The 21,397-nt window shown below is 66.5% G+C and carries 14 protein-coding genes; 5 read left to right on the top strand and 9 right to left on the bottom strand.

What is annotated here, in order from left to right:
• Positions 1-5: 5 nt before the first annotated feature.
• The 8 genes from IB273_RS24285 to glnE all read right to left on the bottom strand — a co-directional run bounded on the left by IB273_RS24285 (position 6) and on the right by glnE (position 10,231).
• Positions 6-1,493 carry a lipopolysaccharide kinase InaA family protein gene (locus IB273_RS24285; RefSeq protein WP_192225205.1) on the bottom strand — a complete coding sequence of 496 codons (1,488 nt, stop codon included), beginning with the start codon at positions 1,491-1,493 and terminating at the stop codon, positions 6-8.
• Complete coding sequence (locus tag IB273_RS24280) at positions 1,490-2,245, bottom strand: lipopolysaccharide kinase InaA family protein (RefSeq protein ID WP_192225204.1); 756 nt, start codon at positions 2,243-2,245, stop codon at positions 1,490-1,492. Before IB273_RS24280 ends, IB273_RS24285 begins: the two co-directional genes overlap by 4 nt.
• A complete protein-coding gene (locus IB273_RS24275) occupies positions 2,242-2,976 on the bottom strand; it encodes a lipopolysaccharide kinase InaA family protein (protein WP_081515473.1) in 735 nt (244 codons plus the stop codon). The genes IB273_RS24280 and IB273_RS24275 overlap by 4 nt, the downstream gene beginning before the upstream one ends.
• On the bottom strand, positions 2,976-3,782 hold the full coding sequence (gene rfaP / locus IB273_RS24270) for a lipopolysaccharide core heptose(I) kinase RfaP (RefSeq protein WP_081515472.1): 807 nt from the start codon (positions 3,780-3,782) through the stop codon (positions 2,976-2,978). The genes IB273_RS24275 and rfaP overlap by 1 nt, the downstream gene beginning before the upstream one ends.
• Positions 3,779-4,900, bottom strand: coding sequence for a glycosyltransferase family 4 protein (locus tag IB273_RS24265; protein WP_081515471.1), 1,122 nt, complete (start codon positions 4,898-4,900; stop codon positions 3,779-3,781). The genes rfaP and IB273_RS24265 overlap by 4 nt, the downstream gene beginning before the upstream one ends.
• The gene (gene waaC / locus IB273_RS24260; protein ID WP_192225203.1) at positions 4,897-5,970 is read right to left on the bottom strand and encodes a lipopolysaccharide heptosyltransferase I; all 1,074 of its coding nucleotides are present in this window, start codon (positions 5,968-5,970) and stop codon (positions 4,897-4,899) included. Before waaC ends, IB273_RS24265 begins: the two co-directional genes overlap by 4 nt.
• Positions 5,967-7,010: a lipopolysaccharide heptosyltransferase II gene (gene waaF / locus IB273_RS24255; RefSeq protein ID WP_081515469.1), complete on the bottom strand. Its 1,044-nt coding sequence runs from the start codon at positions 7,008-7,010 to the stop codon at positions 5,967-5,969. The genes waaC and waaF overlap by 4 nt, the downstream gene beginning before the upstream one ends.
• Positions 7,011-7,285: 275 nt before the next feature.
• Positions 7,286-10,231, bottom strand: coding sequence for a bifunctional [glutamate--ammonia ligase]-adenylyl-L-tyrosine phosphorylase/[glutamate--ammonia-ligase] adenylyltransferase (glnE, locus tag IB273_RS24250; protein ID WP_151188526.1), 2,946 nt, complete (start codon positions 10,229-10,231; stop codon positions 7,286-7,288).
• A 244-nt stretch (positions 10,232-10,475) separates the two neighbouring features.
• Here glnE and aceE point away from each other — a divergent pair, with 244 nt between their 5' ends.
• The 4 genes from aceE (at position 10,476) to msrA (ending at position 18,516) form a co-directional block, all read left to right on the top strand.
• Positions 10,476-13,124: a pyruvate dehydrogenase (acetyl-transferring), homodimeric type gene (gene aceE / locus IB273_RS24245; RefSeq protein WP_081515467.1), complete on the top strand. Its 2,649-nt coding sequence runs from the start codon at positions 10,476-10,478 to the stop codon at positions 13,122-13,124.
• A gap of 11 nt (positions 13,125-13,135) precedes the next feature.
• The gene (gene aceF / locus IB273_RS24240; RefSeq protein WP_192225202.1) at positions 13,136-14,779 is read left to right on the top strand and encodes a dihydrolipoyllysine-residue acetyltransferase; all 1,644 of its coding nucleotides are present in this window, start codon (positions 13,136-13,138) and stop codon (positions 14,777-14,779) included.
• 279 nt (positions 14,780-15,058) lie between these two features.
• Positions 15,059-17,758: a putative bifunctional diguanylate cyclase/phosphodiesterase gene (locus tag IB273_RS24235; protein WP_081515465.1), complete on the top strand. Its 2,700-nt coding sequence runs from the start codon at positions 15,059-15,061 to the stop codon at positions 17,756-17,758.
• 110 nt (positions 17,759-17,868) lie between these two features.
• Entirely contained in the window at positions 17,869-18,516 is a 648-nt protein-coding gene (msrA, locus tag IB273_RS24230; RefSeq protein WP_151188528.1) for a peptide-methionine (S)-S-oxide reductase MsrA, read from the top strand.
• 43 nt (positions 18,517-18,559) lie between these two features.
• Here msrA and IB273_RS24225 read toward each other — a convergent pair whose 3' ends face one another.
• Positions 18,560-19,396, bottom strand: a complete 837-nt coding sequence (locus tag IB273_RS24225; protein WP_151188530.1) for a 23S rRNA (adenine(2030)-N(6))-methyltransferase RlmJ — start codon at positions 19,394-19,396, stop codon at positions 18,560-18,562.
• A 178-nt stretch (positions 19,397-19,574) separates the two neighbouring features.
• On the opposite strand from IB273_RS24225, the gene IB273_RS24220 reads away from it, so the two are divergent.
• Positions 19,575-21,377, top strand: a complete 1,803-nt coding sequence (locus IB273_RS24220) for an acyl-CoA dehydrogenase (RefSeq protein WP_192225201.1) — start codon at positions 19,575-19,577, stop codon at positions 21,375-21,377.
• The last annotated feature ends 20 nt before the right edge of the window (positions 21,378-21,397 follow it).

Genomic DNA, 21,397 nt, shown 5'->3' with positions numbered 1-21,397 from the left:
AGGGTCTAGCCTCTTTCATCTGGGCGGGTGCCAGGCACCCGCGGTAAACGTTCGTCGAGCAGCCGGTGCAGTGCGCTGCCCTCTGGCCAGTTGCGCAGGAAGCGCGCACGGTCGCGGGCATAGGCGCGGGCGAAGCTCGCTTCTCGCGAGTGGCGCTGCATGGCATCCAGGTCGATCAACGACCACTGCCCGCCTTCGCCCTGCTCCTGCCAGAACAGGTTGTGCCCTTTCAGGTCGCCGTGGCTGATGCGCTCGCGCACCAGCGCCGCGAACAGTCTGTCCAGGGCCACAAGATCCGATTCCGGCGGCAGGCCGCCCCCCTCCGGATGGTCCAGGTAGGGTTTGAAACGGGCGATTATATCCTGACCCGCCAGGTAATCGGTAATCAGGAAGGCCGGGCCGCGCAGCCACAGCCAGCGCCGCTCGATCACCGCCAGCGGCTTGGGCGTGGCGATGCCGAGGAAGTCCAGGCGGTTGCCTTCGCGCCAGGAAGCCCAGGCGCGACTGGGGCGCCAGAAGCGCTTGAACCAGTGCAGCAGGTTCTTGATGTTGTAGCGCTTGACCACCAGAGGCCGGCCATTCAGCTCTACGCGGGCGACAGTCGCGGCGCCGCCGGTCTTGTAGAGGTGTCCGCGATTTATGTAGGAATCCGGATCGGTCAGCAGTGGCTGCAGGCCCTCTTCCTCCTCGCGGCGCACCGCGCGCAGGCCGAACGGTCCCTTGAACACGCTGAACAGGCTGCAGTCGCGAGCGATCTTCTTCATCAGGTCGCCGACCCGCCAGCGTCGAACCCTGGCGATTTCCTTCTGCAGGGCCTCCAGCGGCAGTGCGTGCTCGCCGTTGGCCAGCAGGTAGTGGATCAGCAGCTCTTCCAGATACGGATCGAGGCTCGCTGGCAACTGAGCGAAGAACACCCCGAGGTTTTCCAGCACGTGCTTGCGCGACAGCGGCTGACCGGCGGTTTCCGCACGGATGCCGGCGCCGTCGATCAGGTACAGCTGGCCGGCGTGGCGCAGCAGGTTGTCCAGGTGCAGGTCTTCCTGCCACAGGCCCTTGGCGTGCATCCGGGCGATGGCCGTCAGCGCCTCGGCGATGACAGCGGTCTGGCCGTCGGAGAGCAGCGGCTCGCCCTCCACGGCGCGCCAGACATCCCAAAGGCTCTCGGCGTTGTCGAGGAACTCGAAGAGCAGCCAGCCACCCTCGCCGTCCTTCAGGCCGTCGGCCAGCAGCTGCGGCGTGGTCAGGCCCTGTTCGGCGAGCAGTCGCACACCGTCGCGTTCGCGCTGGAACTGCTTTGCCGCACGACCGCCCACCAGCAGCTTGGCCAGCACCGGGCGGCCGCGCCAATTGGCCGCACCGACGTAGCGCTGGCCGGGCAGGACGCGCAGCAGACTGTCCAGACGCAGCTCGGCCGGGCCGGCGCCGTCTTCCAGCTCGATGCGCAGGGGCAGCGCCGGAGCGCGGCCGGCATCGCGCAGGGCAGACAGCCTCATGCGCGGTTTTCCTTCTTCTTGCGGCGCGCACCCAGGCGGCGATACCAGTCGTCGACCTCCGGGCCGCCGGAAGCGGTGCCCAGGTAGGCCGCCAGCAGGTTGCGCACGTCGGTTTCGTTCCAGTCCGGCGCGCGGCGCAGCAGCGGCTCCAGGTCGCGCACGCGGTCGCGCTGGCCGAACCACAGCGGGCGGGTCTTCTCCAGGTCGATCAGGGTCGCCTCGAAGGCGTCGTCGGTTTCGCGCAGGAAGATGTGCTTGGGATAGAAGCAGCCATGCATCTGCCCGGCCTCGTGCAGGCGACGGGCGAGCATGCCGCACGCGCGCAGGATGGCCTGGCGGCGCTCGGCGGGCAGGTTCGACCAGCCCTGCAGCAGGCTGTCGAGGTCACGCCAGCCGTCCAGGGCGCGGGTCATCAGGATCGCCCGGCGCTCGCCGCCGACCTGCCGCGCGCCGAAGAAGGCCGCCTGCATCGACGGAATGCCGAGCTGGTGGTAGCGCTGGATGTTGCGGAACTCGCGACTGAAGGTCGGCTCGCCGAGTGGACGCTTCAGGCTGCGGGTCAGGTGGTTGCTCTGGCGCTTGAGGTAGTAGGCGGTGCCGTTCAGCTCCAGGCGGTACACGCTGCTCCAGCCGCCACGCTCGGTGTTGGGCTCGTCCACGGCTTCCAGCTGCAGGGCCCAGAGGGCGTCGAAATCGGCCAGGGCGTTGTTTTCCAGCAGGGCCTGGTCGCCCTCGGCAATGAAATCCTTCACTCGCGTCCCTCGAAGAAATGGACGATCTGCCGGACACGCTTCTTGTCCGACGCGTTCAGTCGCTCGCGGCGACGGTACAGCAGGTAGAACTGCAGGCGCTGCGTGTAGGAGAGGTGGTACTTGGCGACCTTGTCGAGGGTGGCCAGGTCCTTGGTGATGCGGTAGCGCAGCATGAAGCTGACCCAGAAATCACCGATCGGGCAGTCGATGAAGTACACCGTACCCTCGCCGTCCACCAGGATGTTGCGCCACTTCAGGTCGTTGTGGGTGAAGTGGTGGTCATGCATGGTCCGCGTGTAGCCGGCCAACTGGCGCATGACGTGCTCGACCCAGGCGCGATCCTTCAGACGCGGATCGTCCTGCTTGGCCAGGGCGTGCAGGTCTTCGGTGCCGACCAGCTCGCGGGTGATGATCGCGCCACGGGCAAAGGCGCCGTTGACGCGCTCCAGGCCGTAGGCCACCACCTTCGCGGTCGGTATGCCCCACTTGGCGAACTGCTTGAGGTTCTGCCACTCGGCCTTCACCCGCGGGCGCGGCAGGTAGCGGCGAAAGCCCTTGCCCGGCTTGCGGTAGCGCTTGACGTAGTAGCGCACGCCGTCGCGCTCGATGCGCACGACGTCGGACATCGCATCCTTGGTGATGCGCTCGCCTTCGAGGGCGAACACGGCATCCAGGCTGCCGAAATCGGCGGCGAGATGCTGGTAGTCGGCTTCGAGTACCCAGCCGGCCATCAGAGCAGGTCTCCGTATCGTTGTTTGCGGTCGTAGAGCTTGGCCGCCTTGCGCTCCATCCACGCCAGCAGCGCGGCTTCCTCGCGGAGGATGTCACGCAGCGGACGCAGGAAGTAACCGCGCAGGAAGCGCAATTTGTCACGGCGCGTAAGGCCGATGTCCAGCGCGGAGAAGTACAGCGCCGCCAGGTCCTTGTCGCGCCAGCGGCGCGGGGTGGCGGCCCGGGTCTGGGCGCGGTGCAGGTCGATCACCGACAGGCGCAGGTCATCGGCGCTGATCGGGCGGTCGGTATGCAGCAGGAAATGGCAGATGTAGCAGTCGCGATGATTGACCCCGGCGCGATGCATGGTGCCGACCATCTTCGCCACTTCGGCGATCAGCGCGCGCTTCAGGCGCGGCTCGGGCGGTGTCTGCAGCCAGTCCAGCGAGAGCACTTCCAGGTCGGTGGTCGGCGCCAGTTCCTCGGTGATGATGAAGGAATGCTGCGCGGCCGGATTGCCGCCGCGCTCGCCATAGGCCACCGAGGTCATGGTCGCCACGCCGGCCTGGTGCAGGCGCTCCAGCGCGCGCTGCTCCTGGCCCGCACCGAGTACCGGAAGCTTGGCGCTGAACAGGTTCTTGACGATCTCGCCCCAGCCGATGCCGCGGTGGATCTTCACGAAATAGCCGCGACCTTCGACTTCGGTGCGCAGCGTGCGGCGGCCTTCCAGCTCGCGGTAGACCTTGCCCTGCAGGCGCTCGACTTCGGCGAACGGGTCCTTGCCGGCCCACAGGCGCTTGAATGGCTCGTGCAGTTCGAGCTTCATGCGCGCTCCCGCAGGATCAGGTCGGCGGCGTGCTGCGGCATGCTGTAGAGATCGGCACTGTCGGCGAAGGCCAGGCCGTTGCGCCCCCACTCCGCCCGCGCTGCATCGTCCTCCAGCATCTGCTGAAGCATCGTGTTCAAACGGTCCTGCTCGAACGGCGACGGCACCACACGGCCGGCTTTCGCCTCGTCGATGTAGTGCGCATAGCCGCAGACGTCGGTGACCAGCACCGGCAGTCCCGCGACCAGCGCCTCCAGCAGCACGGTGCCGGTGTTCTCGTTGTATGCCGGGTGGATCAGCAGGTCGGCGCCGAGCAGGAAGCGCGGAATGTCGCTGCGCCCCTTGAGAATCTGCACATTGTCCGACAGGCCCAGCGCCTTCACCTGCAGCAGGAACGGCTTGGGATCGTCCTGGCCGATGGCGATCAGGCGGGTGCGCTTGCGCAGCGAACGCGGCAGCGCGGCCAGTGCCTTGAGGCTGCGGTCCAGGCCCTTGGTCTTGAAGCCGGAGCCGATCTGCACCAGCAGCAGGTCGTCGTCGCCCAGCTTGAACTCGCGGCGGAACTCCGCGCGGATTTCCCCGGCATTGGCCGGTGCGCGGCGGTCCTGGGCAATGCCCGGCGGCAGCAGGTGGAAGCGTGCCTCGGGGGTGCGGTAATGCTTGATGAACAGCGGCTGCTGGACTTCGGAGATCATCAGGATCTCGGTCTTCGACTCCGGCGCGAACACCGCGCGCTCGTAGTCGGCAAAGTGCTTGTAGCGACCCCAGCGACGGTAGAAGGAGTTGCGCAGGGTCTGCGCCTTGTCCTCGAAGCAGCCGTCGGCGGCGTAGTAGACATCCAGGCCCGGCATCTTGTTGAAGCCGATCACCCGGTCCACCGGCGAACGCGCGAGGTCCGCGGCCAGCCAGGCGCTGAATTTCTCGTTGCGGCGATGGTTGAACAGCGACTTCACCGGCGCCACGCGCACGTCGAAGCCCGGCGGCACTTCGCCTTCCCAGATAGGCGTGTAGACGCGGATCGAATGGCCGCGCTGCTGGCATTCCAGGGCGATGCGCATGAAATCGCGCTGCAGCCCGCCGAACGGGAAGTATTTGTAGAGAACGAAAGCCAGGGTCATCGAAGCGTCTCCGGGGCCAGCAGCAGTGCCTCCAGCTGGTTCGCCACGCGCTGGGGATTCAGGCGCGTGAAGCACAGAGGCTGTTCATGCCGCAGGTCGAACTGGCGCTTGTCTTCGGCCGTCGGCTGGTAGGTGCAGGTCTTCTGCAGGCAGGGCGCGCACGACGGCCAGTCGGCGGCCAGGTGCACTTGCGAGCGCCCGTAGGCGCCGGTCAGACCGGGGTTGGTCGGGCCGAACAGCGACAGCGTCGGCACGTCCAGGGCGGCGGCCAGGTGTCCGAGCCCGGTGTCGACCGCCACGCAGGCGGAAGCGCCGGCCAGGACCTTGGCCATGCCCGCGAGGCTTAACTTGGGGAGTACCGAGACGTTTTCCAAGCCTTCGGCGAGCCGTTCGGCGCGTTGCCGCTCGGCGTCGTTGCCCCACGGCAGGCGGACTTGCCAGCCGCGCTCGCCCATGCGCTGGGCCAGTTCGCGCCAGTAGACCTCGGGCCAGTGCTTGGTCACCCAGGTGGTGCCGTGGAGGAATACCAGGTAGGGCTCGGTCTCCACCGAATCCAGCAGGCGATTGCGGTCCAGGCCGTAGTCGCCGGTACCAGTGGGCAGCGGGTAGTCCAGCGCCTGGGCGAACAACTGGCGCACGCGTTCGACGGCGTGCTGGCCCCAGGCAACGGGGTAGGTACGGTTATAGAAGCGGCTGGCTGCCGGCTCGCGGGCCGACTCCTTGTCCAACCCCGCAACCGGCGTGCGGCGGCGCGCGTAGCGGGTCAGCCAGGCGCTTTTCAGCAGGCCCTGGGCGTCGATCACCAGGTCGTAGTCGACTTCCTTCAGGCGGCGCTTGAAGCGCCCCCATTCGCCACTCCTGAACGTCTGCCAGAGGTTCTTGCGCCAGCGGCGGATCGCCACCGGGATCACCTGGGCCACGGCGGGATGCCAGGCGGGAATCTCGGCGAAGCCCTCCTCCACCACCCAGTCGAACTGGATGCCGGGAATGGCGCGGGCAGCGTCGGTCAACGCCGGCAGGGTGTGGATGACATCGCCCAGGGACGAGGTCTTGATCAACAGGACCCTCATTCAGCGCTTTCCACATCCACCGGGTCGGCGACCAGTCGGTCCAGCGCTTCGATCACCGGGCGCGGCTTCAGCTCGCGCAGGCAGTTGTAGTGGCCGAAACGGCACACGCGATCGAAGCAGGGGCTGCATTCCAGGCCGAGGCGGACGATCTCCACGGCATCGGCCAGCGGCGGGGTGAACTGCGGCGACGTGGAGCCGTAGACCGCCACCAGCGGGCGGTTCAGCGCGGCCGCCACGTGCATCAGGCCGGAATCGTTGGTGACCACGGCGCCAGCGCAGGACATCAGGTCGATGGCCTCGGCCAGGGCGGTCTCGCCGGCCAGGTTCACCGACTCTTCGCGCAAGCCGGGAATCAGGCGCATGCGGATGTCTTCGCCGCCGGGATGGTCGTTCTTCGAGCCGAATATCCACACCTGCCAGCCGGCGCGGATCTTCACCTCGGCGACCTTGGCGTAGTACTCGGCCGGCCAGCGCTTGGCCTCGCCGAACTCGGCACCGGGGCACAGCGCCAGCACCGGGCGATCCAGGCTCAGGCCGAACTTGGCCAGCGCGGCCTCGCGGCTCTGCGGGTCGATGGACAGGCGCGGCTGCGGATAAGGTTGCGGCAGCTCGGCGCCCGGCTCATAGGCCAGGGCCATGAAGCGCTCGATCATCAGCGGGTAGCGCTCTTTATCCAGCGCGCGGATGTCGTTGAGCAGGCCGTAGCGCATCTCGCCCTTCCAGCCAGTGCGCTTGGGAATGCCGGCGAAATACGGCACCAGCGCCGACTTGAGCGAGTTGGGCAGGAGGATCGCCTGGTCGTACTGACCCTTGAGGGTCTTGCCGATGCGCCGGCGCGAGGCGATATCCAGCACGCCGTGGCCAAGCGGGAAGCTCAGGGCCTGGCGCACTTCGGGCATGCGCTCGAGGATCGGCCGGCTCCAGTCGGGCGCCAGCACGTCGATCACGCAGTCCGGATGCTGCCGCTTCAGACACTGGAAGAGCGTCTGCGCCATCACCATGTCGCCCACCCAGGAGGGGCCTACGATCAGAATTCTCATGCCTTTTCCGAAAACAAGCGGGGAGGCTCTCGCCTCCCCGTACTCCATTCATCCAGCCGCAAGGCGCGGGCCTCTACGGTCGGGTGCCGAGCAGCGAATGCCGGCAGTCTAGCCCAGCCACTCTTCGGGCCGGGCGGTTTTCGTCACTCCCTGTGACCTGGCGCAATGGCATTACGCGCCTTGTTCCTGCTGCCAGCCCAGCACTGACAGCGCGATCCGCTCCGGCGAGCATCATCTCGCCGGATGCTATCTGTTTCATGGGAAATCGCAGCGAATCAGGTCAGCTCGAAGGCCTTCCACATCTGCATCACCATGCGACGTTCCGCATGGAAGTGATCGCCGCTCACCACGCCCGGCTGCTTCTGCAGGGACAATCGGTGCGCCGCCGCCCGGTAGGCCTTGTAGGCGTCCTGCAGCTTCAGGACATCCTCGCCGGACATCAACCCGACCCGCTCCAGGGCTTCCAGAATGCGGATATTGTCGGTGAACTCCACCAGCTCCGGGTGTTGCCACGACCAGGCCAGGGCCGCGTATTGCACCATAAATTCGATATCGACGATACCACCGGCATCCTGCTTGAGATCGAACGGGGCCGCGGCCTCGAAGGCATTCGTCGCGGTGCCGGCGGCCGTGCTCGGGGTACCGAGGTTGTCGCGCATCTTCGCGCGCATCTCGCTGACTTCCTTGCGCAGCTCGGCCAGGTCGCGCTGCTGGCCCAGCACTTTCGCGCGGATCGCTTCGAACGCCACGGCTACCCGCTTGCAGCCGGCCAGCACACGGGCGCGCACCAGCGCCTGGTGTTCCCAGGTCCAGGCCTCGCCCAACTGGTAGGCCTCGAAGGCGCGCAGCGAGCTGACCAGCAGACCGGAAGCGCCGCTCGGGCGCAGGCGCATGTCCACCTCGTAGAGCATGCCTGAGGGCGTCTGCGCGGTGAGGAAGTGGATGATCTTCTGCCCCAGGCGCGTATAGAACTGCGCCCCGTCGATGGGCTTGGCGCCGTCGGTCTCGCTCTGCGGATCGCCGTCGTGGATGAACACCAGGTCCAGGTCCGAGCCGTGGCCCAGCTCCAGGCCGCCGGACTTGCCGTAGCCGATGATGATGAAGTCCGGGTCGCAGGGCGTGCCGTCCACTCGGGTCGGCCGGCCGTGACGCTGCACCAGCTGGTCCCAGGTCAGGCTCAGCACCTGTTCGAGGATCGCTTCGGCCAGCCAGGTCAGGTAGTCGCTGACCTTCATCAGCGGCAAGGTGCCAGCGATCTCCGAAGCCACCACGCGCAGGGCGTGGGCCAGCTTGAAGTGGCGCAGGGTTTCCATCTGCTGCTCGAGGTCATCCTCGGGGATGCGCATCAGCCGCTCGCGCAGCTCCGCGCCCAGCTCGGCAGCCTGTGGCGGACGGAACAGCCGCCCTTCATTCAATAGCTCGTCGAGCAGGATCGGGAAGCGGGCGATCTGCTCGGCCACCATCGGGCTGGCCGCGCAGAGCGTCAGCAGGCGCTCCAGTGCACCGGGGTTCTCGGTGAGCAGCACCAGATAAGCCGAACGCCGCGCCACTGCCTCGATCAACGGCAATACGCGCTCCAGCAACACGTCCGCCGGGCCGCGCTCGGCGATCATGTTCAGCAGGCGCGGCATGAAGGCATCCAGCCGCTCGCGGCCCAGGCGCTGCATGGCGCGCACCTGCGGACCATTGCGCAGGTCGGTCAGGCGCTTCCAGGCCGCCGCCGGCTGGGCGAAACCGGCGTCGGCGAACTGCCGGCAGGCGGACTCTTCATCCACCGCCTCTTCCCACAGCGGAATCCACTCGCCGCCAATGGTGGTATCCACCTGGCCTTCTTCATCTTCATCCGGGTCGGCGATGACCTGGCGGAAATGCCAGTCGATGCGCTCGCGCCACTGGTTGGTGGCCTGGTGGAACGCCGACCAGTTGGCGAAGCCCATGATGAAGGCAACGCGGATACGCTCGAATTCGTCCTCCGGCAGCATCTGCGTCTGGCGGTCGGCGATGGCTTGCAGGGCGTGCTCGGCGTAGCGCAGGAACTCGTAGCCCTCGCGCAGCTCGCTGACCACCTGCGGCGGCAGGTAGCCCTGCCCTTCAAGGATCGCCAGCACGCGCAGCAGCGGTCGCTGCTGCAGACTGAGGTCACGGCCGCCATGGATCAGCTGGAAGGCCTGGGCGATGAACTCCACTTCGCGGATGCCGCCGGCGCCCAGCTTGATGTTCTCGCTCATGCCCTTGCGCCGGACTTCCTGCTGGATCAGCTGCTTCATGGTGCGCAGCGCCTCGATGGCGGAGAAGTCCAGGTAGCGCCGGTAGACGAACGGACGCAGCAACTCCAGCAGGCGCTGGCCGGCCTCCTGGTCGCCGCCGACCACGCGGGCCTTGATCATCGCGTAGCGTTCCCAGTCGCGCCCCTGGTCCTGGTAGTACTGCTCCAGCGCGGCGAAGCTGTGCACCAGCGGGCCGCTGGAGCCGTAGGGTCGCAGGCGCATGTCGACGCGGAAGGCGAAGCCTTCGACAGTGATGGCATCCAGCGACTTGATCAGCTTCTGCCCCAGGCGGGTGAAGAACTCCTGGTTATCCAGCGCGCGCTTGGCGCCCTGGGTCTCGCCGCCCTCGGGGTAGCCGAAGATCAGGTCGATGTCGGAGGACAGGTTCAGCTCGCCCGCGCCCAGCTTGCCCATGCCCAGCACGATCATCTTCTGCGGCAGGCCCGAACGGTTGCCGATGGGCACGCCGAACTGCTGGCAGTGGCGCTGGTAGAGCCACGCCAGGGACTGGTCGATGCTGGCGTCGGCGAGGTCCGACAGGTCGCGACAGGTGCCGGCCAGGTCGCTGCGGCGGGTCAGGTCGCGCCAGATGATGCGCATCTGCTGGCGCCGACGGAAGCGGCGCAGGCGGCGGCCCAGCTCGTCCTCATCGGCACAGTCGGCCAGCAGCGCTTCCAGCTGCGCGCCCATCTCGCCGGGCTGCAGGGCACGCTCCAGCTCGCCGGTCGCGGCCAGCGCCAATAGAAAGGCAGGATCGCGCTGGACCTGCTCGGCGACGAAATCGCTGCCGGCGGTGACGCGGGCGAAATCAGCATGCCGCTCGTCGGACCAGCTGTCGAAACTGGCGATCTGCTCGGCGGAAAGCGCGGCGATGGCGGTGCGGAAATTCTGCTCAGCGCGCTCGGCGAGAGGCTTGAGAGTAGCCGGCAAAGCGGCCAGGGACGGCAGGCTCATGGTCTATCCTGAGTGGTCGGCGAGGCGCCGGCATTCCTGTCTTTTCGCGCCCCTGTAGTTTTACTACTAACTTTTTCAGGGGGAGGGATGTATCCGCTGGCGATTTGTAGTAAAACTACAACCCGCCGGGCGTACCCCCGGAGCACTTCCAAGAATTCGCCGCGTCGCCCACGAGGTTGGCGCAGCTGTCGGCAACGATCTACTGGCTTCCGATTCTGGAAGCCTTTCCGCCCTGGAGCAAGCCATGCAAGACCTCGATCCCGTCGAAACCCAGGAATGGCTGGACGCCCTGGAATCGGTCCTGGACCGTGAAGGTGAAGACCGCGCCCATTACCTGATGACCCGTATGGGCGAGCTGGCCAGCCGGTCCGGCACCCAACTGCCCTACGCGATCACCACGCCGTACCGCAACAGCATCCCGGTCACCCACGAAGCCCGCATGCCCGGCGACCTGTTCATGGAACGCCGCATCCGCTCCCTGGTGCGCTGGAACGCCCTGGCGATGGTGATGAAGGCCAACAAGGCCGACCCGGATCTGGGTGGTCACATCTCCTCCTTCGCCTCCTCGGCGACCCTGTATGACGTTGGCTTCAACTACTTCTTCCAGGCCCCGACCGACGAACACGGCGGCGACCTGGTGTTCTTCCAGGGCCACGCCTCCCCCGGCGTCTACGCCCGCGCCTTCCTCGAAGGCCGCATCAGCGAAGACCAGCTGAACAACTTCCGCCAGGAAGTGGACGGCAACGGCCTGTCTTCCTACCCGCACCCCTGGCTGATGCCGGACTTCTGGCAGTTCCCGACCGTTTCCATGGGTCTGGGCCCGATCCAGGCGATCTACCAGGCGCGCTTCATGAAGTACCTGGAAAGCCGCGGCTTCATCCCCGCCGGCAAGCAGAAGGTCTGGTGCTTCATGGGCGACGGCGAGTGCGACGAGCCCGAATCCCTGGGCGCGATCTCCCTGGCTGGCCGCGAGAAGCTGGACAACCTGATCTTCGTCATCAACTGCAACCTGCAGCGCCTCGACGGCCCGGTTCGCGGCAACGGCAAGATCATCCAGGAACTCGAAGGCGTGTTCCGTGGCGCCGAGTGGAACGTCAACAAGGTGGTCTGGGGTCGCTTCTGGGACCCGCTGTTCGCCAAGGACACCGCCGGCCTGCTGCAGCAGCGCATGGACGAGGTCATCGACGGCGAGTACCAGAACTACAAGGCCAAAGACGGCGCCTACGTGCGTGAGCACTTCTTCGGTGCGCGTCCGGAGCTGCTGGAGATGGTCAAGGACCTCTCCGACGAGGAAGTCTGGAAACTCAACCGTGGCGGCCACGACCCCTACAAGGTCTATGCGGCCTACCACCAGGCGGTCAACCACAAGGGCCAGCCGACCGTCATCCTGGCCAAGACCATCAAGGGCTACGGTACCGGTTCGGGCGAAGCGAAGAACATCGCGCACAACGTCAAGAAGGTCGACGTCGAGTCCCTGAAGTCTTTCCGCGACAAGTTCGACATCCCGATCAAGGATGCCGACCTGGAAAACCTGCCGTTCTACCGCCCCGAGGAAGGCAGCGCCGAGGCCAAGTACCTGGCCTCCCGCCGTGCTGCGCTGGGCGGCGTGATGCCGGTTCGCCGCGAGAAGAGCTTCCAGGTCCCGGTTCCCCCGCTGGAAACCCTCAAGGCCATGCTCGACGGCTCGGGCGACCGCGAAATCTCCACCACCATGGCCTTCGTGCGGATCATCTCGCAGCTGGTAAAGGACAAGGAACTCGGCCCGCGCATCGTCCCGATCGTACCGGACGAAGCCCGTACCTTCGGTATGGAAGGCATGTTCCGCCAGCTGGGTATCTACTCTTCCGTCGGCCAGCTGTACGAGCCGGTGGATAAAGACCAGGTGATGTTCTACCGCGAGGACAAGAAAGGTCAGATCCTCGAGGAAGGCATCAACGAAGCCGGCGCCATGTCCAGCTGGATCGCCGCGGGTACCTCGTACTCCACGCACAACCAGCCGATGCTGCCGTTCTACATCTTCTACTCGATGTTCGGTTTCCAGCGTATCGGCGACCTGGCCTGGGCCGCTGGCGACAGCCGCGCACACGGCTTCCTGATCGGCGGCACCGCCGGCCGTACCACCCTCAACGGTGAAGGCCTGCAGCACGAAGACGGTCACAGCCACCTCCTGGCGGCGACCATCCCGAACTGCCGCACCTACGATCCGACCTATGCGTACGAGCTGGCGGTGATCATCCGCGAAGGCTCGCGCCAGATGATCGAAGAGCAGCAGGACATCTTCTATTACATCACCGTGATGAACGAGAACTACGTCCAGCCGGCCATGCCCAAGGGCGCAGAGGAAGGCATCATCAAGGGCATGTACCTGCTCGATGAGGACAAGAAGGACGCCGCGCATCACGTGCAGCTGCTGGGCTCGGGCACCATCCTGCGCGAAGTCGAAGCCGCCGCGAAGATCCTGCGCGAAGACTTCGGCATCGGCGCCGACGTCTGGTCGGTACCGAGCTTCAACGAACTGCGCCGCGACGGCCTGGCTGTCGAGCGCTGGAACCGCCTGCACCCGGGTCAGAAGCCCAAGCAGAGCTACGTCGAAGAGTGCCTCGCCGGCCGCAAGGGCCCGGTGATCGCCTCCACCGACTACATGAAGCTCTACGCCGAGCAGATCCGTCAGTGGGTGCCGAGCAAGGAGTTCAAGGTCCTGGGCACCGACGGCTTCGGCCGCAGCGACAGCCGCCGCAAGCTGCGCGACTTCTTCGAAGTCGACCGCCACTGGGTCGTGCTGGCCGCGCTGGAAGCCCTGGCCGATCGCGGTGATATCGAACCCAAGGTCGTGGCGGAAGCCATCGCCAAGTTCGGCATCAACCCCGAAAAACGCAACCCGCTGGACTGCTGAGGAGAGGCACGATGAGCGAACTGATTCGTGTACCCGACATCGGCAATGGTCAGGGTGAAGTCATTGAACTGCTGGTCAAGGTCGGCGACACCGTCGAGGCCGACCAGAGCCTGCTGACCCTGGAATCCGACAAGGCCAGCATGGAAATCCCCTCGCCGAAAGCCGGCGTGGTGAAGAGCCTGAAGGTCAAGGTGGGCGACACCCTGAAGGAAGGCGACGAGATCCTCGAGCTGGAAGTCGAGGGTGGTTCGGCTACCGCCGAAGCGCCCAAGGCCGAAGCTCCGGCGCAGGCCCCGGAAGCACCGAAGGCAGAGGCTCCGGCCGCTGCCCCGGCGCCGGCTGCCGCGCCCGCCGCTGCCAGCGTCCAGGACATCCACGTCCCGGACATCGGCTCGGCCGGCAAGGCCAACGTCATCGAAGTCATGGTGAAAGCCGGCGACACGGTCGAAGCCGACCAGTCGCTGATCACCCTGGAGTCGGACAAGGCCAGCATGGAAATCCCCTCGCCGGCCTCCGGCGTGGTGGAGAGCGTATCAATCAAGATCGGTGACGAAGTCGGCACCGGCGACCTGATCCTCAAGCTCAAGGTCGCGGGCGCTGCTGCTCCGGCCGCCGCAGAAGCTCCGGCTGCTGCACCGGCTCCGGCCGCTGCCGCTCCGGCCGCAGCTCCCGCACCGGCTGCCGCGGCTCAGGCCAAGGCTCCGGAAGCTGCTCCGGTGGGCGCGCCCAGCCGTGACGGCACCAAGGTTCACGCAGGCCCCGCGGTGCGCATGGTCGCCCGCGAGTTCGGCGTCGAGCTGGGTGAAGTCAAAGGCACCGGTCCCAAGGGCCGTATCCTCAAGGAAGACGTGCAGGCGTTCGTCAAGGAACAGCTGCAACGCGCCAAATCCGGCGCACCGGCTGGCGCTACCGGCGGCGCGGGCATCCCGCCGATTCCGGAAGTCGACTTCAGCAAGTTCGGCGAAGTGGAAGAAGTGGCCATGACCCGCCTGATGCAGGTCGGCGCCGCCAACCTGCATCGCAGCTGGCTGAACGTGCCGCACGTGACCCAGTTCGACTCGGCCGACATCACCGAGATGGAAGCCTTCCGCGTGGCCCAGAAAGCCGTCGCGGAGAAGGCCGGCGTCAAGCTGACCGTGCTGCCGATCCTGCTCAAGGCCTGCGCTCACCTGCTCAAGGAAATGCCGGACTTCAACAGCTCGCTGGCCCCCAGCGGCAAGGCGCTGATCCGCAAGAAGTACGTGAACATCGGCTTCGCCGTGGACACGCCGGACGGTCTGCTGGTCCCGGTGATCAAGAACGTCGACCAGAAGAGCCTCCTGCAGCTCGCCGCCGAAGCCGCCGAACTGGCCGAGAAAGCGCGCACCAAGAAGCTCTCCGCCGACGCCATGCAGGGCGCCTGCTTCACCATCTCCAGCCTCGGCCACATTGGCGGCACCGGCTTCACGCCGATCGTCAACGCGCCGGAAGTGGCGATTCTGGGTGTCAGCAAGGCGACCATGCAGCCGGTGTGGGACGGCAAGGCCTTCCAGCCGCGCCTGATGCTGCCGCTGTCGCTGTCCTACGATCACCGCGTGATCAACGGGGCGGCCGCCGCGCGCTACACCAAGCGCCTGTCCGACCTGCTGGGTGATATCCGCACCCTGCTGCTGTAAGTGTCGCGGTTGTAAGTGTTGTAAAAGGCCGGCCCTGTGCCGGCCTTCCTCTCGACGAGCACGCCACGCTCGTACTCTCCAGCCCTGCCGGATGGCGGGGCTTCTTTTTGTCCGGACCGGCGGTCACGCCTGGCGCCCGGCACTGCCTCAACTTCGCTCTGTGACGGCCGATACAGTCTTGGCTTGTCATGGCCCCGTGCCTCATGCAAATCTTGCCAACGCCCATAGAAGTCGGGCGAGGCCATGTACCTCGTCCAGCACCCTGGAAATCCACCGCGCATGAAGAGTCATCCCGATGCCGCCAGCCGTCAGGCGGCCGAGGTTGTCACGCAGCTTCCCGTCCCTTCGAGGCTCGGGATGCTGCGCTTCGAGCGCCTGAATGAACCCAGCTGGACCCTGCTGTTCCTCGACCCCGGCTGTGAGCGCCAGATCGGCGTGCCGGCCCAGGACCTCTGCGGCATCCTCGACGCCCCCTACGCCAGCCTGATGGAGCCCGAAGCGCGCCATCGCCTGCATGAGCAGGTGCAGCAGCAACTGCTCAAGGACGGCCGTTACCGGGTGCGCTACCTGCTCCACTCGCCGCGCGGCACGCTGAACGTGCTGGAGGTCGGCGAAAGCTTCCAGCAACACGGCCGCCAGCTGCTCCACGGCTATCTGCTGCAGACCGAGGCGGACGAGCACGAAACCGAACTGGACCCGCGCCTGCTGGACCTGGAAGCGCAGAACATCCGCCTGAAGATGTCCCTGGAGATGTACCAGCGCTCCCAGGACGAACACCTGCAGCACCTGGTGCGCTCGCGCACCCAGCAGAACCTGATCGTGCGCCTGGCGCGCCACCGCTATCTGTCCAGCGACCCGCTGCTCGAGGCTGCCCAGCTGATCGCCCAGGCCGCCTGCGAGGCCTACGACGTGGCCCGCGCGGGCATCTGGCGCCTGCACACCGACCATCGCCTGGAAGCGGTGACCATCTACCGCCGCGACACCGACCAGTACGAAAAGCCGCAGGACATCGACGCCAGCAACTTCCCCAATTACCTCGACGCGGTCCACAGCGGCCGCGCCATCGACGCCCACAACGCCCAGCAGGACCCGCGCACCCAGGAACTGGCCCAGCGCTACCTGCGCCCGCAGGGCATCAGCGCCATGCTCGACGCCACCATTCGCGTCGGCGGCGAAGTGGTCGGCGTGCTCTGCCTGGAACACGTCGGCGAAGTGCGCATGTGGCAGAGTGACGAGATCGCCTTTGCCGGCGAACTGGCCGACCAGTACGCCCAGGTGCTGATGAATCACGAGCGGCGCAACGTCTCCAGCGCCCTGCACCTGTTCCAGCGCGCCGTCGAGCAGAGCGCCAGCGCCTTCCTGCTGATCGACCGCGACGGACTGGTGGAATACGTCAACCCGAGCTTCACCGCGATCACCCAGTACGGCGCCGACGAAGTGCGCGGCCGCCGCCTGCCTGAGCTGCCGGCACTGGCGAACCTCAGCGAGCTGCTGTTCGACGCGCGCTCCACCCTGGTCACGCAGAACAGCTGGCAGGGCGAGTTCCGCAGCCGGCGCAAGAACCTCGAGCCGTACTGGGGTCAGCTGTCGCTGTCCAAGGTCTACGACGACAAGGGCGAGCTGACGCACTACATCGGCATCTACGAAGACATCACCCAGAGCAAGCTGGCCCAGCAGCACATCGAGAAGCTCGCCTACCGCGACAACCTCACGGGCCTGGCCAACCGGCACTTCTTCATCAACGCCCTGGAAGAACGCCTGCAGGTGGGCAGCGAACATTCGCTGAGCCTGCTGCTGGTGGACATCGACAACTTCAAGCGGATCAACGACAGCCTCGGCCACCAGACCGGCGACAAGCTGCTGGCCAACCTCGCCCGCCGCCTGCGCAGCAGCCTGAGCGACAGCGCCACCCTGGCGCGCTTCGCCAGCAACGAGTTCGCCGTGCTGCTGGAGGAGTCCGTGGCCGGCCGTGGCGAGAAGGTCGCTGCGCAGATCCTCGACGTGCTCGACAAGCCGCTGTTCGTCGACAACCAGCTGATCAGCATCACCGGCTCCGTGGGCATCGCCTACGCGCCGCAGCACGGGCAGGACCCGCAGACCCTGATGAAGCACGCGGGCCTGGCGCTGCACAAGGCCAAGGCCAACGGCAAGCACCAGGTACAGACCTTCACCGAAGCGATGACCGCCGAGGCCAGCTACAAGCTGTTCGTCGAGAGCAACCTGCGCCGCGCGCTGGTGCAGGACGAACTGGCCGTGCACTACCAGCCCAAGCTGTGCCTGCGCAGTGGCGCGCTGCTCGGCCTGGAAGCGCTGCTGCGCTGGCAGCACCCGGAGAAGGGCATGATCCGCCCGGACCAGTTCATCAGCGTCGCCGAAGAAACCGGTCTGATCATCCCCATCGGCAAGTGGGTGATCCGCCAGGCCTGCCGCCAGGTGCGCGAGCTGGCCGCCAAGGGCCTGGGCGAGCTGCACATGGCGATCAACCTGTCGCCCAAGCAGTTCAGCGACCCGGACCTGGTCGGCTCCATCGCCGCGATCCTCCACGAGGAAAGCATCCCGGCCTGCCAGCTCGAGCTTGAACTCACTGAAAGCCTGCTGCTGGATGCCACCGACGACACCCGCCAGCAGTTGGAGCGCCTGAAGAGCCTCGGCCTGACCCTGGCCATGGACGACTTCGGCACCGGCTACTCGTCGCTGAGCTACCTGAAGAAGTTCCCCATCGACGTGATCAAGATCGATCGCAGCTTCATCAAGGACATCCCCGACAACCAGGACGACATGGAAATCACCTCGGCGGTGATCGCCATGGCCCACAACCTCAAGCTGCAGGTGGTCGCCGAAGGCGTCGAGACCGCCGCCCAGCTGGCCTTCCTGCGGCGCAACCGCTGCGACATCGGCCAGGGCTACCTGTTCGACAAGCCCATCCCCAGCCACGACCTCTCCTCCAGCCTGCAGCGCTACCCCTGCCGCCCGCACTGAGCCCCACAGGCACGGCGTGCCCGCAGCCATCCCCGCTCCCGGAAAAAACGCTGTAATCTTCGGCGAGTACCCGAGTCTATTGCCGCCCCTATTCAGAGGAGACGAATGCCATGACCCTGCGCTCGCAAATACTTGCCCACAAGCTGGAACTGCCCAGCTCCGCCCAGGCCCTGCCGGGGCGTGAAAGCCCGATGCCGGTGCCCGAAGCGCATTACGTCAATGGCCGCCCGCTGTCCGCGCCCTACCCGGCCGGCGTGCAGCAGATCGTGGTTGGCCTGGGTTGCTTCTGGGGCGCCGAGCGGCGCTTCTGGCAACAGCCAGGCGTTTGGGTCACCGCGGTGGGCTATGCCGGCGGCTTCACGCCGAACCCGACCTACGACGAAGTCTGCTCCGGCCTGACCGGCCACAGCGAAGTGGTGCTGGTGGCGTATGACCCGCGTGAAACCAGCATCGAGGCGCTGCTGAAGGTGTTCTGGGAATCCCACGATCCGACCCAGGGCATGCGCCAGGGCAACGACACCGGCACCCAGTACCGCTCGGTGATCTACTGGTTCGACCAGGCGCAGAAAGCCGCCATTGACGCCAGCCGCGCGGCCTTCCAGAAGGAACTCGACGCCAAGGGTTACGGCGCGATCACCACGGAAATCCGCGAAGTGCCGCCGTTCTACTACGCCGAGGCCTACCACCAGCAGTACCTGGCGAAGAACCCCAACGGCTACTGCGGCCTGGGTGGCACGGGCGTCTGCCTGCCGGCGTGAAGCTTCGCCGGCCACAAAAAGCCCCGGCACTGCCGGGGCTTTTTCATTCGGCGATCAGCCAGTCCACCTGACTGCTGCCTTCGCTCTGCGCCAGTGTCTCGGCCAACCACGGCAGCAGGCCGCGCAGCTCCTCGTCCAGCGGCCACGGCGGGTTCACGATCACCAGTCCGGAGCCGTTCAAACGATCGGCCGTCTCGGCCGGATGCACGCACAGCTCCACGCGCAGCATCTTCGGCGCCGAGCTCTTCTCCAGGCGCTGGTAGAAACGCTTGAGCTGGCGGCGGTCCTTGATCGGGTACCAGATGGCGACCACGGTCTGGCGCATGCGGCCGATGGCCTCGTCCAGCGCGGTCACGCAGCGCTCCAGGTCGTCCGGCTGCTCGAAGGGCGGGTCGATCAGCAGCACGCCGCGCTTCTCGGAAACGGGCAGGAAGGCACGGGGCAGCAGCCAGCCGTCGCCCTGGTGTACCGAGATGCGGCGCTCGCCGGCCATGTTGGCCTTGAGCAGGCGACCGTCTTCCGGGTGCAATTCGTTGAGCATCACCCGGTCCTGCGGGCGGGTCAGGCGACGCGCCAGCTCCGGCGAGCCGGGGTAGAACTCCAGGCCACCGTCGGGATTCAGCGCACTCACGACGCCCAGGTAATCCTCCAGCAGCTCCGGCAGGTCATCGCGCTCGACCAGGCGACCGATGCCCGATTCCCACTCGCCGGTGCGGCTGGCTTCATCGCCCAGCAGGTCGTAGAGGCCGATGCCGGAATGGCTGTCGAGGTAGGCAAACGGCGTGTCCTTGCGCGCCATCAGCGCGAAGATGCGGGCGAGGACGATGTGTTTCAGCACGTCGGCGTGGTTACCGGCGTGGTAGGCGTGGCGGTAGTTCATGGATAGCGGACTCCTCAAGGCGCGCAGTTTAGGCCCTGGGGCGGGTGCGGTGCGAGCCCGCCGTCGCCGGGGCCCGCCGGGAGGCCGGGCGTTTTAGCCCTTTATCACGCTCATGGATGATTCTGTGCGCGCTTCATTCACCAGACTAGACTGCGCAGATTCCCACGGAGGTCGATCCATGTCCGAGACCCTGCTCAGCTCCCGCAACCTCGCTTTCGAACTCTACGAAGTGCTCGACGCAGAGGCTCTGACCCGGCGCGAACGCTTCGCCGAGCACAACCGCGAGACGTTCGACGCCGCCCTGGGCACCGCCCGCGGCATCGCCGAGGAGCTGTTCGCCCCACACAACCGCAAGAACGACGAGAACGAACCGCAGTACGTCGACGGCGGCGCGGTGCTCATCCCGGAAGTGAAGCCGGCGGTGGACGCCTTCAACGAGGCCGGTTTCCAGAACGCCTCGCGCAGCTTCGAACAGGGTGGCATGCAGCTGCCGCACCTGCTGGCGCGCGCCTGCTTCGCGCACTTCCAGTCGGCCAACATTGCCACCTCGTCCTACCCGATGCTCAGCATGGGCTCCAGCCACCTGATCGAAACCTTCGGCAGCGAAGAACAGAAACGCCTGTTCCTGCAGCCGATGATCGAAGGCCGCTGGTTCGGCACCATGGCCCTGACCGAGCCCCATGCCGGCTCGTCCCTGGCCGACATCCGCACCCGCGCGGAACCGGCCGCCGACGGCAGCTACCGGATCAAGGGCAACAAGATCTTCATCTCCGGCGGCGACCACCCGCTGTCGGACAACATCGTGCACATGGTGCTGGCCAAGCTGCCCGACGCGCCGCCCGGCGTGAAGGGCATCAGCCTGTTCATCGTGCCCAAGTTCCTGGTCAACGAAGACGGCTCGCTCGGCGCGCGCAACGACGTGACCCTGGCCGGCCTGTTCCACAAGATGGGCTGGCGCGGCACCACCTCCACTGCCCTCAACTTCGGTGACAAGGGCGAGTGTGTCGGCTATCTGGTCGGCAAGCCGCACCACGGCCTGGCCTACATGTTCCAGATGATGAACGAGGCGCGCATCGGCGTCGGCATGGGCGCCATCATGCTCGGCTACGCCGGCTACCTGTACTCCCTGGAGTACGCCCGCGAACGCCCGCAGGGCCGCCCGGTGGACGCCAAGGACCCGACCTCCGCGCCGGTGTCGATCATCGAGCACACCGACGTGCGGCGCATGCTGCTGACCCAGAAGGCCTACGTCGAAGGCGCCTTCGACCTCGGCCTGTACGCCGCGCGCCTGGTGGATGACTGCGAGACGCTGGCCACCGAAGAAGAACGCAAGCAGGCCCACGAGCTGCTCGACCTGCTCACCCCGATCGTCAAATCCTGGCCCTCGGAGTTCTGCCTGAAGGCCAACGAGCTGGCGATCCAGATCCTCGGCGGCCACGGCTACACCCGTGAATACCCGGTGGAGCAGTACTACCGCGACAACCGCCTGAACCCGATCCACGAAGGCACCCACGGCATCCAGTCGCTGGATCTGCTCGGCCGCAAGCTGGCGCAGAACAACGGCGCCGGCCTCAAGCAACTGACCCGCCTGATCAGCCAGTGCTGCGAGCGTGCCAGCGCGTATCAGTCGCTGGACAAGCTGCGCGAGCCGCTGGAGCAACTGATGGCCCGCCTGTCCGCGACCACCCTGAGCCTGCTCGGTGACCTGATGCAGGGCCGCGTGGCCCAGGGCCTGGCCAACTCCGCGCTGTACCTGAAGGTCTTCGGCCACGCCGTGATCGGCTGGCGCTGGCTGGAGCAGGCCATTCGCGCCGAGGAAGGGCTGGCGCGTGGCGATGCGTCGGACACTGACTTCTACCGCGGCAAGCTGCAGGCCGCGCGCTACTTCCTGACCTGGGAAGTGCCGTCCTGCCACCACGACCTGGCGCTGCTCGAAGGCCGCGACGATACCTGTTCCACCATGCAGGACGCCTGGTTCTAGGCCCCCGCATGTCCCTTTCG

It is taken from the genome of Pseudomonas sp. PDM19, from assembly GCF_014852215.1.
Taxonomy (GTDB): Bacteria; Pseudomonadota; Gammaproteobacteria; order Pseudomonadales; family Pseudomonadaceae; genus Pseudomonas.
This window is presented reverse-complemented; position numbering and strand designations above follow the sequence as displayed.